This is a genomic window from Bacillus shivajii, from assembly GCF_020519665.1.
GTDB lineage: Bacteria > Bacillota > Bacilli > Bacillales > Salisediminibacteriaceae > Bacillus_CA > Bacillus_CA shivajii.
In genome coordinates this window covers 2,998,842-3,011,787 of record NZ_CP084703.1, presented here as the reverse complement: position 1 = coordinate 3,011,787, position 12,946 = coordinate 2,998,842, and the positions used below count along the sequence as shown (strand labels likewise).

The 12,946-nt window shown below is 37.7% G+C and carries 16 protein-coding genes and 1 other annotated feature; of the genes, 13 read left to right on the top strand and 3 right to left on the bottom strand.

Translation table 11 applies throughout. The features are described 5' to 3' along the window. The first annotated feature begins 12 nt into the window (after positions 1-12). From minC to LGQ02_RS14625, 13 genes are all read left to right on the top strand, one after another. Positions 13-714, top strand: coding sequence for a septum site-determining protein MinC (minC, locus tag LGQ02_RS14685; protein WP_226515100.1), 702 nt, complete (start codon positions 13-15; stop codon positions 712-714). A 104-nt stretch (positions 715-818) separates the two neighbouring features. Further along, positions 819-1,616, top strand: a complete 798-nt coding sequence (gene minD, locus LGQ02_RS14680; protein WP_226518331.1) for a septum site-determining protein MinD — start codon at positions 819-821, stop codon at positions 1,614-1,616. 466 nt (positions 1,617-2,082) lie between these two features. Continuing rightward, complete coding sequence (locus LGQ02_RS14675; protein WP_226515099.1) at positions 2,083-2,580, top strand: DoxX family membrane protein; 498 nt, start codon at positions 2,083-2,085, stop codon at positions 2,578-2,580. 224 nt (positions 2,581-2,804) lie between these two features. Further along, positions 2,805-3,638 carry a M23 family metallopeptidase gene (locus tag LGQ02_RS14670; RefSeq protein ID WP_226515098.1) on the top strand — a complete coding sequence of 278 codons (834 nt, stop codon included), beginning with the start codon at positions 2,805-2,807 and terminating at the stop codon, positions 3,636-3,638. 4 nt (positions 3,639-3,642) lie between these two features. After that, positions 3,643-4,461, top strand: coding sequence for a M50 family metallopeptidase (locus LGQ02_RS14665; protein ID WP_226515097.1), 819 nt, complete (start codon positions 3,643-3,645; stop codon positions 4,459-4,461). 124 nt (positions 4,462-4,585) lie between these two features. Then, positions 4,586-6,079: an Rne/Rng family ribonuclease gene (locus LGQ02_RS14660; RefSeq protein ID WP_226515096.1), complete on the top strand. Its 1,494-nt coding sequence runs from the start codon at positions 4,586-4,588 to the stop codon at positions 6,077-6,079. A gap of 71 nt (positions 6,080-6,150) precedes the next feature. Continuing rightward, positions 6,151-6,231: a sequence feature (ribosomal protein L21 leader region), on the top strand. 13 nt (positions 6,232-6,244) lie between these two features. Beyond that, complete coding sequence (rplU, locus tag LGQ02_RS14655) at positions 6,245-6,553, top strand: 50S ribosomal protein L21 (protein WP_226515095.1); 309 nt, start codon at positions 6,245-6,247, stop codon at positions 6,551-6,553. A gap of 9 nt (positions 6,554-6,562) precedes the next feature. Then, positions 6,563-6,892: a ribosomal-processing cysteine protease Prp gene (locus LGQ02_RS14650; protein WP_226515094.1), complete on the top strand. Its 330-nt coding sequence runs from the start codon at positions 6,563-6,565 to the stop codon at positions 6,890-6,892. Positions 6,893-6,911: 19 nt separating this feature from the next. Then, positions 6,912-7,205: a 50S ribosomal protein L27 gene (gene rpmA / locus LGQ02_RS14645; protein ID WP_110609644.1), complete on the top strand. Its 294-nt coding sequence runs from the start codon at positions 6,912-6,914 to the stop codon at positions 7,203-7,205. Positions 7,206-7,419: 214 nt separating this feature from the next. After that, entirely contained in the window at positions 7,420-8,169 is a 750-nt protein-coding gene (locus tag LGQ02_RS14640; RefSeq protein WP_226515093.1) for an MBL fold metallo-hydrolase, read from the top strand. A 392-nt stretch (positions 8,170-8,561) separates the two neighbouring features. Continuing rightward, positions 8,562-8,930: a YisL family protein gene (locus LGQ02_RS14635; RefSeq protein WP_226515092.1), complete on the top strand. Its 369-nt coding sequence runs from the start codon at positions 8,562-8,564 to the stop codon at positions 8,928-8,930. A gap of 779 nt (positions 8,931-9,709) precedes the next feature. Further along, a complete protein-coding gene (locus LGQ02_RS14630) occupies positions 9,710-9,859 on the top strand; it encodes a YrzI family small protein (RefSeq protein WP_226515091.1) in 150 nt (49 codons plus the stop codon). Between the two features lie 39 nt (positions 9,860-9,898). Then, on the top strand, positions 9,899-10,048 hold the full coding sequence (locus tag LGQ02_RS14625) for a YrzI family small protein (RefSeq protein WP_226515090.1): 150 nt from the start codon (positions 9,899-9,901) through the stop codon (positions 10,046-10,048). A 389-nt stretch (positions 10,049-10,437) separates the two neighbouring features. On the opposite strand, the gene phnE (LGQ02_RS14620) is transcribed toward LGQ02_RS14625, so the two are convergent. Genes phnE (LGQ02_RS14620) through phnC form a run of 3 tightly spaced genes read right to left on the bottom strand, consistent with a single transcriptional unit; the run spans position 10,438 to position 12,846 of the window. Next, positions 10,438-11,256, bottom strand: a complete 819-nt coding sequence (phnE, locus tag LGQ02_RS14620) for a phosphonate ABC transporter, permease protein PhnE (RefSeq protein ID WP_226515089.1) — start codon at positions 11,254-11,256, stop codon at positions 10,438-10,440. Then, positions 11,256-12,077, bottom strand: coding sequence for a phosphonate ABC transporter, permease protein PhnE (gene phnE / locus LGQ02_RS14615; RefSeq protein ID WP_319003470.1), 822 nt, complete (start codon positions 12,075-12,077; stop codon positions 11,256-11,258). The genes phnE (LGQ02_RS14620) and phnE (LGQ02_RS14615) overlap by 1 nt, the downstream gene beginning before the upstream one ends. Then, positions 12,061-12,846 carry a phosphonate ABC transporter ATP-binding protein gene (gene phnC / locus LGQ02_RS14610; RefSeq protein ID WP_226515087.1) on the bottom strand — a complete coding sequence of 262 codons (786 nt, stop codon included), beginning with the start codon at positions 12,844-12,846 and terminating at the stop codon, positions 12,061-12,063. Before phnC ends, phnE (LGQ02_RS14615) begins: the two co-directional genes overlap by 17 nt. Between the last annotated feature and the right edge of the window lie 100 nt (positions 12,847-12,946).

The following is a 12,946-nucleotide window of genomic DNA, read 5'->3' as shown; positions in this document are numbered from 1 at the left end:
TGAGAGACATCCATGATTGATAAGCAAGTGAAAAAGCAAAATGTACTTATTAAGGGAACAAAGGATGGTTTAACCTTTATCCTCAATGATCAATGTACATTTGAAATGCTTATTGAAGAATTAGAAGAGAAGTTATCAGAAAGAAGTAACATGGCAGAGCAAGGAAATGGTTCTGTTCGAGTGAAGCTCGTTACAGGTAATAGGTACTTAAACCAATCACATATACAAGAACTTGAAACAATTTTAATAGAGCATATTCAAGCAGAAATTGATACAATAGAGTCAGATGTGATAACGAAGGAAGAAGCAGAAAGACTTCGTAAAAACTTGGAAGTCACTCGCCTCGTAAAAGTTGTCCGTTCTGGACAAGTTTTTCAAGTAGAAGGTGACCTCCTGTTATTAGGTGACGTCAATCCAGGTGGTACAATTAAAGCGACAGGAAACATATTTGTGATGGGAGCATTACGAGGAGCCGCTCATGCAGGTGTTAATGGAAATAAACAAGCTGTTATTTGTGCAGCATCAATGTCTCCTACTCAGTTGAAGATAGCAGATATTTTAAGAAGGTCACCAGAAAAAGAAGAAGAAGAGAAAGAACAAGCGATGGAATGTGCATTTGTAAGTGAAGAAGAAAATGAAATGCAGTTAGACAAAGTACAGCGACTTATACAACTTCGCCCAAACATTTCATCTATTTTAGAAGAACAACTTTAATATTTTACATAGGATCATTTCTTAGTCTCCTAATCATGAAAATGTGGTAACATATTTTCAAAGATAAGGAGAAAGGGATGTTGTTTGAGAAAGGGGAGAATCACGTGGGAGAAGCAATCGTTGTGACATCTGGAAAAGGCGGTGTGGGAAAAACAACGACAACGGCTAACATCGGTACAGCTCTTGCACTATCAGGAAAGAAGGTTTGTTTATTAGATACAGATATCGGCCTTCGAAATTTAGACGTAGTCATGGGGCTAGAAAACCGTATTATTTATGATTTAGTCGATGTCGTTGAAAAACGTTGTAAGCTACACCAAGCTTTAATTAAGGATAAAAGATTTGATCATTTATATTTACTTCCAGCTGCACAGACTAAAGATAAATCTGCCGTTACCCCGGAACAAATGGAAGAACTCGTTACCGAGTTGAAACAAGATTATGACTATGTTTTAATCGATTGTCCGGCAGGGATTGAACAAGGCTTCAAGAATGCAGTTGCAGGGGCTGACCGTGCAATTGTTGTTACGACACCAGAAATTAGCTCTGTTCGTGATGCTGACCGGATCATCGGGCTTTTGGAAAAAGAACCAACAGGTGCTCCGAAATTAGTTATTAATCGAATACGAAATCATATGATGCAAAATGGCGAAGCAATGGATGTTGAAGAAATTGTTACGATCCTTGCTGTTGAACTGTTAGGTATTGTTGTCGATGATGATGATGTCATAAAAGCAACAAATCAAGGTACACCAGTAGCAATGGAGCCAAAAAGTAAAGCTTCGATTGCATATCGTAATATCGCTCGTCGAATCGGTGGGGAAACTGTGCCACTTATGTCCCTGGAAGACAATAAAGGGATGTTTACGAAAATGAAGAAGTTCCTTGGGATTAGAGGATAAATGTTATATGAGATGAAAAAGTCGCTGTAAAATCATTTGCAGCGGTTTTTTCATGGATGGAATGCCTCAAATGAATTTATAAGTTGATGAACCACATATAGTTATATTGAATATATTATGATCACCCCCTTAAGTAATATAAATTTTCCACCTCCGCCACTTGCGGAGGCTTTTTTTGTTTACATAAGTACGAGACAGATATCTTTATTACCGAATAACACCAGGTGCCTTGCATCTGGTGTTATTTGGTATTCGATGTGATGTTTGTCACATTTTCTTCACCAGTTTGCAACGGAACGTTCACACTTGTGACGGTTTTCACAAGCGTATAGAGTATATAATATAAGTGTAAAGAGTTAGTGATCACTAATAACAACAACTTAATCAAACATGTTAATCATTTAGCTGGAATGTCGGAAACCTAAGGAAATAATAAATTCATATTTTACTAGAGGAGGAATTCATTATGTTTATGGACTTTTTAAGAAATAATTCAATCGCAGCGGGGATTTTAGCAGTATTACGTGTGTATTTAGGGTGGCAATGGATGACAGCAGGTTGGTCAAAAGTAACTGGCGGTTTTGATGCATCTGGTTATTTAAATGGTGTTGTGAATAACGAAGCCGTTATCGAGCAATATCCAACGTATCACGCATTCATTGAGGGCTTTGCTTTACCGAATGCTGGGGTATTTAGTTTCATGGTCGCTTGGGGAGAGCTTTTAGTAGGAATAGGCTTACTGTTAGGGATCTTAACAACAGCAGCTGTTTTCTTCGGAATGATTATGAACTTCGCATTCATGTTTGCAGGAACAATATCATCAAATCCATTCTTAGTATTAATCAGTATCTTTGTCATCGCAGCAGGATACAACGCAGGTCGCTACGGTGGAGACCGTTGGGTAATTCCTTACATCCGACAAGTGATCTTTAAGAAAAATGCATCAGCACAATCCGCAGCTTAACAATAAAAGCATCAAGCGTCTCAGAAGTAGTCCTTCTGGGGCGCTTTTCTTATGTTATGGAAGCAATCATGCTACAACCAAAATTATCCAGGTGACAGGAACCTGGATAATTTTGGTTGTAGAAGGGTTTGTCTTTGTTGATCGATGACTTTTCACCTAGGTGTCATATGGTTGGAGGACAAGTCATATACATGAACTAACAAGACAAGCGTAGGGGAAGGGACATGGATATGAAGAATCGTGTTGAGAGATTAAAGCGGAAAATGGATGCAAAAAGAAAAAAGAGGGTGTATTCTTCACATCAAGATCGGGTGAAGCATAAGGCAAGAAGTAACGATTACATGTATTACGGTGTACGTCATGATGAAGAAAGAGAAGAGACGTTATTTCCTTATGAGGCACGAAGACCAATTGCACAAGAGAAAAGCCAGCCATTTTTTCGAAAAGATATGTTTATGATGCAAGTTTTAGCTAGTGTTTGTTTATTTTTTATCATCGGTATTTTATTTCAAACACAAGCACCTGCATTAGCTGGCGTTAAAAATTTTGTTCATCAGTCCTTTCAAGAGGATTTTCAATTTGGGGCTGTTGCAAATTGGTATGAAGATGCATTTGGTCGACCGCTAGCTTTGTTCCCGCCACAACTCGATACGGTTGCTCCGGCTGACTTAGATAACGAGCAACCATTAGATTCGTATGCACTTCCTGCATCAGGAACAATTAAAGAATCTTTTCAGCAAAATGGGAGAGGCATCTATGTAGAGACAACATCCAACGAACCGGTCGAAGCAGTTAGAAGTGGAGTTGTTCGATTTGTAGGTGAAGATGAAGAGAACGAGTGGGGGAAAATGGTTGTCCTAAGACATTATGATGGAACAGAATCTTGGTATGGAATGTTAGACAATGTTTCAGTGCAACTTTACGACCATGTTGATAGTGGAGATAAATTAGGGATGGTATCCCCGCATCAAGAAAAAGAAGCAGTTGGTGTCTATTATTTTGCTTTGAGAGATAATGATATATTCGTAGATCCAATTGATGTGATTTCAGTTGATTAACCTATTGAAAAAAATCCATGTTCATCCCGTTTTATGGTTTATATTAGGAATCGGGATGATCACTGGTATGTTCAAAGAGGTTGTCATGTTATTTGTCATCGTATTTGTCCATGAAATGGGCCACAGCTGGATGGCTCATTGGTTCAAATGGAGGATTAAAAAAATACACTTACTTCCATTTGGGGGGATGGCAGAAACCGAAGAATATGGAAACCGACCAGTCAAAGAAGAAGTACTCGTGACGATTTTCGGCCCTATTCAACATATCTGGTTAATCGGAATTAGTTACATTTTACTTATGACACCTTTTTGGTCAAATGCGGACCATAAAATATTTTTACTTCATAACTTAACGATTTTATTATTTAATTTACTACCTATTCTGCCATTAGATGGTGGTAAATTACTGTTTTCATTAAGTAGCAGTTTATTTCCATTTTATAAATCCTATTATGTAAGTTTTACTGCTTCGATTACACTACTGAGCTTACTTACAATGCTTAGTTTAACAGTCCTGCCATTCCACTTAAACTTAGTCTTTATTTCAATGTTTTTATGGGTCCATCATTATTTAGAGTGGAGACAAAGGCATTATATGTTTTTGAGGTTTTTATTAGAAAGAAAACGAGTAAAACCCAAAGGAAAGGTGAAAGTCATACAAACTCCTATGACAGATACAGTAGCAGAAGCAGTAAAGAATGTGTACCGAAATAAAGAGCACATTTTTTCGATCGGACAAGGTACTATCGTTCACGAACACCTTGTACTTGAAGCGTTTTTTGATCGAAATAAACGCTCACTCCCTATCAATGAAATCCCATAAAAACCCAGGTGTCAGGCGCCTGGGTTTTTATGGGATTTTGTATGTTTATTTGTCATGACTTGGCAAACCCCCTCATTCTTCTATATAATAAGCGCAACAAGCAAGTAGGATAAGGGGTCTAAGAATGTTAAGAAAAGTTATTTTAAATACGTTATTTGAAGAAAAGCGCGGCGCAGTATTAGAGGGTGATCGTGTTGTAGAATGGCTCTATAAAGATGATGAGGGAGACGCACATACGGGGAACATCATTCAAGGGAAGGTAGTTGATATCGTTCCAGGAATGGATGCAGCATTCGTCGATCTTGGTGATGAAAAAAATGGTTATTTGTATAAAAATGAGTTAATCGAACATCAAGTGGCTGTGCAAAATGAGCAACCACCACCGTCGATTACTAGCATGTTAACAAAAGGCCAGACGATTATTGTTCAAGTAAAAAAAGAAGCAACAGGTTCAAAAGGGGCACGGTTAACTGAGCAATTCTCAATACCAGGAAAATATAGTGTCTACCTTCCCAATGGTGACTATGTGGCAGTTTCCAAGAAAATGAAATCTGACACGATTCGCGAAGAATGGAGGACTCGCGGTAAAGAATGGACAAAAATGAATGAAGGCACCATTATTCGAACGAACGCAGAACATACAGATGAAAAAACTGTGTATGAAGAACTTGAACGGTTAAGAAAACAATACGAATTTATTAAAGAAAAAGCCAAGAAGGAGAAGGTTCCAGCTCTTCTTTATGACAATGACTCTCTCATTTTTAGAGTGATGCGTGATTTTTCCGCAGATGGAGAAACAGAGATCATTGTTGACTGTATAGAAGATTTTAATTGGTTAAAAGAATGGATAGATGAAAGTGATCGTGGAAGAATCCACTTTTACCAAGGAAAAGAATCGATTTTTACCCATTATGGCTTAGATAAACAACTATTGAAAACATTAAGGCCACACGTATGGCTTCGAAATGGTGCATCATTAGTGATTGAATCAACAGAAGCATTAACAGTCATTGATGTCAATACGGGTAAATATGTCGGAAAAGAGAACTTCCGAAACACTGTATTAAAAACGAATATAGAGGCTGCAAAAGCCGTTGCCGAACAGCTTCGACTAAGAGATATTGGTGGAATCATTATCATTGATTTTATTGAAATGAAAGAGCAAGAAGATAAAGAGGAAGTATTACGAACGTTGAAATCTGCGCTTACAAATGATCGTACGATTACCAAAGTCGCTGGATTTACAAAGATAGGGCTCGTTGAAATGACCCGAAAAAAAACAAGAAAGCCATTAGCAGACCATCTCTTAGAAACGAGTCAAAGTATGTTCGGTCAAGGAAAAGAATGGCGTTCAAATGCAATAATTGAGGAACTCCGCCGTCAAATGTATGAGCGAAGATATACAGATGAAGATGCGATACTAGTTGAACTCACCATGAAAGCTGCAAACGAATTGTTGAAAAATGGAGCGGAGAAACTAAAGAACATTGAGCAAATATGTAATAAACAGATTTATGTCCTTTCTAAGACTGAGGTTGAAGGAGAACGAACTGGTTTTTCGATTCGTTTAACCGGCGATAAAGAAATGGTTAAACAATCTTGGGAACATAGGAAGTAAAGGAGGAATCATATTGACACTAACGATTCTATTATGGTATGATTTCTTTTGTTAGTTGTTTGGATGCACCCAAAGAACTACAACCGCGCAGATCAGGTTTTTAAGCAAAACTAGCATGTTTTGCACCTGTAATGGCGAGTCTGAGTACTAAAGGAGGTGCCGTACGTGTACGCAATTATTGAAACTGGTGGAAAACAAGTAAAAGTAACTGAAGGCCAAGAGGTTTACGTTGAGAAACTTGACGTAGCTGAAGGTGAAACTGTTACATTTGACCAAGTAATCCTTGTAGGTGGAGAAGAAACAAAAGTTGGAGCTCCTACTGTAGAAGGTGCAACAGTTACTGGTAAAGTTGAAAAGCATGGCCGTGGCAAGAAAACGATCGTGTATAAGTTCAAAGCGAAGAAGAACTACCGTCGTAAACAAGGTCATCGTCAACCTTACACTAAAGTAGTTATCGACAAAATTAACGCGTAAGGTGTCATTATGATACATGTGCGTTTTGACCGAAACGAAGACGGAACAATTCATACATTTACAATGGACGGACATGCTGACGCTGCTCCACACGGACAAGACCTTGTTTGTGCAGGCGCATCAGCGATTTCCTTTGGAAGTATAAATGCGATTGCAGCCATTTGCGATGTACGTTTAGATGTGAGTATGGAAGATGACGGAGGCTTTCTCCGCTGTCGTGTTCCTGAAAACCTTGATTCGGACACTTATGAGAAAGTACAAATATTACTAGAAGGCATGTTCTATTCGTTAAAAACGATGGAAGAACAGTACGGACAGTATATTCGAATCGAACAATGAAATTCAGGAGGTGAAGACCATGTTTTTAAATTTGGACCTTCAATTTTTCGCCCAAAAGAAGGGTGTAGGTAGTACAAAGAACGGTCGTGACTCTATCTCGAAACGTCTTGGCACAAAGCGTGGAGACGGACAGTCAGTAACTGGCGGATCTATCCTTGTACGTCAACGCGGAACTCGCATCTACCCAGGTGTGAACGTTGGTAAAGGTGGAGACGACACGTTATTCGCTAAAGTAGACGGAGTTGTTAAGTTTGAACGTGTTGGACGTGACCGTAAGCGCGTAAGTGTTTACCCAGAAGTCCAAGAAGCGTAAGTAAAAAAACCTTGCAGAAATAACCTTTCTGCAAGGTTTTTTGTATTGGAAAAGGTTCGAGTGAAAAGAGGAATTAACGTGTGTACCCTGAAAGTATTTAGTACTTTTAAAAATATAAAACGTATTGCCTACGTCTCATTGGTTTATTTTTTATGATATGTTCATACTTAACAATAGTAATGGATAAAAAGTATGTTTTGAAAGGAGAATGGCGATGAAACTGACAGTCATTGGTTTTTGGGGGGCTTACCCTGGGCTGAATGAAGCAACATCTGCGTATTTAATCGAAAGTGGTAAATCAAAAGTTTTATTAGATTGTGGTAGTGGCACAGTTTCGAGATTGCAAAAACATATAAATTTAGCGGACCTAGATGCTGTTGTATTATCACATTACCATCATGATCATATAGCTGACATCGGAGTGATGCAGTATAGTCGTGTTGTTGATATGAATTTAGAGCATACAAATCAGCCTCTTTATATATACGGTCATGGTGAAGATCAACAATCTTTTCAATCGTTAGGAAAAGATCCATTTGCTAAAAGGATTCAATATGACCCAAATCAAATGTTAACAATCGGGAATTTATCTTTTACATTTCATAAAACGATCCACCCAGCACCTTGCTATGCGATGAAAATAACTGATGAAAATGGAAAAAGTATTGTTTATACAGGTGATACATCGTATGATGAAACGCTTATACCTTTTATTAACGAAGCTGATTTATTGATTGCAGAAACGAGTTTTTATAAAGGGCAAAGTGCAAATTCCTATGGGCATATGAATAGTGTAGAAGCTGCCACGTTAGCGCACGAAGGGAATGTGAAATCTTTTATTATTTCGCATCTACCTCATTTTGGTCAACATGAGCAGCTTGTAAAAGAAGCAAGAACAGTTTATGACGGTGATATTCACCTAGCATCATCTGACTTGAAATGGGAGGTAGGAACACAAGGTTAAAAATGACTTCTCAATGAAGGAATGAAGAAAAATGATCTCATATTTGTCACTAACCCACTCCTTAGAAAAGATCAGTGTGCTCAACAAAAAGAGTAGTAGAAGCAGCGATTATAGTAGCTGGTATATGAATGGATAGTATTTTAAGTGAATTTATCATTTGTGAGAATGCTAAAATTTCGACAGTATCGTCTATGAGATTTTATACTTTCTGGATAAGGTTTGAAATCTTTGTTTGTTGTCAAAGTTAAGAAAGAACAAAGTTTAGGGGGAGTTGCTATCAAAAATAGTGCGTCAAACTTTACGTTCACTATATTTTTCCGATATACTAATAAATAGAACGTGTTTATGTAACTAATTAAAAACAAGATGTATATCGAAAGGAGATAGGGAATATGGCTGAGCATTATTTTGCCTTTTTACATACCCACACACTCTTTTGGTTTATTACGTTGATTCTTTTTGCATTGACGGTAACCTTTTTACGTGTAGGTAAAGCAAAACTTAGTAAAATTATGCAAATGACGTTACGTTTGTTTTATGTACTTGTCCTCATTACAGGGATCGTATTAATTTTCATACATATGAGCTTGTTAGCTGTAATAAAAGGTATTTTAGCGTTCTGGTTAATTTATGTCATGGAAATGATTACGAATCGTATGGCAAAAGGGACCTTAGAAGGTAACAGTAAATGGCTCTTTTGGATTCAGTTTGTTGTAGCTGTTTTTGTTGTTTTATATTTCGGTTATTTTGTTATAGGTTAATCAAGTGGCTGCGTTCCTTTATTGGAATCGTGGCTTTTTTATTTTGTTTAAAGAGGGAATGATATGCTCGTGAAAAAATTAGGAGTTAGTAAAACCAACCATTCGTAGTAATCATAGTATTCTTTGAGCGTCCCTCTGAAGTGAACTTCACGATCATCATTCGGAATTTGGCATCATATTTTGAATTATGAAATCAATTCAAATACAAGTTATTTGGAAAAAAGAAACAATATCGTCAAAAAAACCCTTTACAAAACACGAAGTTAGAGAGTACAATAACTATTGTAAAATGAAAATTTTGGAAAGGAGGCACGTGAACAATGGAAATCAAAATGAGATCAAAACATTTAACAATTAAATATTGTTCAGTCGCTAGCCTCCGCATAGGATCGTAGCATATTCTTTTTTTGTCTTTCCTTTTTTAATAACAATCCTTGCGCAGGTTAGAGTTTGACCTGTGCATTTTTTATGTTTCTATAGATTTAGGTATTTAGCATAAATACGTTAAATCTAAGTTTATTTCACACACTCTTTAAAGAGTGTGTGAATAATGTATGTTGTTACGTCTGTACACAGGTCATCATTGGCCTGTGTTTTTTATTGCTCTAAAGGAAAGTGGAAATTTTAACACTGAAGCTAACCTGAAGTAGCCTAAAGTAGATAAACCAATCTTATAAGAGCATTGGTTTTTCATAAAAGAATAGAAATGGAGTGAAATGAATGGATGGGAAGGGTTTCTCTTGGAAGAGCGACATTTATGATGAAGGAGGTGATTTATAATGATGGTTCATTTATTTTTCTTAACAATTACGATTAAAAAACGTGAATTTAATGCTGACGATATGAAGAAAGAACAGCGTCGTGAGTATAGTCAGAAGTTAAAAAACGATATGAAAGCCAAACATGCTGAATATCAGAGATTTATTTAATGATAAGTGAAATCAAATGAAAAACAGGAGGTGAGATTTATGGTAATCAACTTACTATTTGTAACAATCACAGTAACAAAAAGAAAGATGACAAATGAAGATGTTTGTCATGCTCAACATGAACAAATGAAGAGAGAACATCAGTTACAAATGCAAGCAAAGCAAGCAGAGCAAATTAGAATTTTTTAAATCAAACCAAATACTTATGAAGGAGGAGATGAAAATGATATTCATACCGATTTTTCGTTTAATCAGACTGCCGCAAGGGAAAGGGTTCGTTTAGCGAAAAAACTAGTTAAAAAGTAAGAACAAAAGCGCAAGCGCCTTGTACACGAGCGACACTTTTGCGACGAGTAATCGCAGGAGCAAGCGCGCTGCCTCTTCCTCTACTAGCGAAGCGTTGTAGTGTATCCGTCGAGACAACTCGAAGTACCTCTGAGAAGTAACGCTCGTCGCTGGAGCTAGACGTAACAACTAAATGAAAATTTATCCACAAGCACCTATTCTGTAACTTCCTAAACAAACAAAAGGCGGATAACTTGTAAGTGCCAAGCACTTACAAGTTATCCGCTTTTCTTTTATACAATTCGCTTTCGAATGTAGGCACTTAAATAATCAATGAATGTAACGACTAGGATAATAATAATTAATGCCATACCTACTTCATCCCAATTACGATTCATTGTTGAAATTTGAATCATCATACCGATTCCTCCGGCACCAACGAGACCAAGAATCGTTGATGATCTTACATCAATTTCGTAACGGTATATTGCGTAAGATAAGAATTCAGGAATGACTTGTGGAATAATCCCATAAAATAAAATTTGTGTTTTGTTTGCGCCGTTTGCTTCTAATGTTTCAACGATGTTCATATCGATTGATTCAATAACTTCAGAATAAAGTTTACCAAGCATTCCAATTGATCCGATGGCAATAGCAAGGACCCCGGCAAATGCAGATGGTCCAACAGCAGCAACGAAAATTAAGGCAAGCATGATTTCTGGAAATGCACGAATGGCATCTAATGCCCATTTAGAAGCTGTATTGATTATTTTACTGTTGATCATATTTTTTGCAGCAAAGAATCCAAATGGAATGGCTAATATCGCAGCGAGCAATGTCCCTGTATAGGCCATTGCAAGTGTTTCGACCATGAGAACGAATGCTTCACCGGAAACTGACCAATCAGGTGAGAAGAGCTGCGGGATGACACGACTAACATTTCGTACCGTCTGTTCACTGAAAATACGGCTCCAATCAATCCCGATGTTAGAAAAAGTCCAAGCATAAATTGCAATTAAAACTAGGACAACGGCCCAGTTACGTATAGTTTTTTTCAGAGGACGTTTCTTTTTAGGAGGCAGGATAAGTGTTTCTGTTTGTACCTGTGCCATTATAAAATCTCCTCCCTGATTTTCCCGCTGATATATTCAATAATCACAACAGCGACGAAAATAATCACGATGATCATCATTGCATTTCCGTATTGGAAAAAGCTGATCGATCGTTGCAACAGCTGTCCGATGCCTCCAGCTCCTACGAATCCGAGAACAAGGGATGCACGGACGTTAATTTCAAACACATAAAGTGTAAATGATGTATATTGTGGTAAGATTTGCGGCATAACACCGTAAACAATGACTTGTAGTGTATTCCCTCCTGATGCTCTAATTGCTTCAAGGGGGTTTTTATCAATTGCTTCGATCGTTTCTGCTAAGAGTTTTGCAAGTATGCCAAGTGAAAAAATAATTAAGGCCATAATACCGGAAAATACGCCAATACCGAAAATTCCAACAAAAATAACTGCAAGCAATAAATCAGGAATCGTACGTAATATATTCATAAATTGTTTCGTGAAGTTATAAACGTACTTATTCGGTGCTATGTTTGATGATGCCATCAAACTAATCGGAATACATAAAATACCTGCGACCGTTGTTGCGATGATCGCCATTTGAATCGTTTCTGCTAAACGCCCCCAAGCTTCTGTTGCATATCCCCAGTTAGGTGGAAATAGTTCCGTAACCATTCTCCATACACTAGGAAGCCCGTCCCATAACGCCTTTGGTGAGGCTTGTGTATATAGCGTAGAGGTGATATAAAATCCGACGACAACGATAAAAACAAAAGCTAGTTTCCATTTCGTTTTTTGCGCTCGAAGACCTGGAGGTGTGGTAATATTAGGGTTTTCAGAAGTCTTAACTGCTGGCTTCATCCTCATCTCCTCCTACCATGTCTTCCTCACGAATTTTTCGTCCGTATATTTCTTCAAAAGTCTTTTCTGTTACAGTTTTTGCATCACCGTCAAAGACAACTTCACCGTTTCTCATACCTATAATACGATCTGCATATTCCATAGCCATATCAATAAAGTGAAGGTTAACAATTGTCGTAATGTTATCTTCTTTATTGACTTTACGCAAATATGTCATGACTTGGTGAGAAGTTGGTGGGTCAAGGCTTGCTACAGGCTCGTCTGCTAGGATAATTTTCGGTTGCTGTGTGAGCACACGAGCAATACTAACACGCTGCTGTTGTCCACCACTTAACTCATCGGCACGTGCGTGGACTTTCTCACCAATATTTACACGATTTAATGATTGGTAAGCAAGTGATAAATCTTCCTTACTGTACAAATTCAACACACTTCGTAATGTACCCGTATGGCCAAGTCGGCCGGCGATAACATTTTTCATCACGCTGGAGCGTTTAACAAGGTTGTAGTTTTGAAAGATCATACCTACTTTCGTGCGAAGTTCACGAAGCTTCTTCCCTTTATGAGATAATATATTTTCTCCATCGATGATTAATTCTCCGTCGGTCGGCGTCACCATGCGGTTAACACTACGAATCAAAGTCGATTTTCCGGCACCTGAAAGTCCGACTATGACGACAAATTCACCTTGTTTAATATTTAAGTTAACATTCTTTAACCCTTGCGTTCCATTTGGATAAACAAGTGATACATCCTTAAATTCAATCATGTTCTTGCCCCCTGTAATCGTATGTAGAAAAGAGATGCTTCTTCAAATAAATAGAGATAAAGAGGAGAAGAAATCTCCTCCTCTTGTATCTAATCTGTCA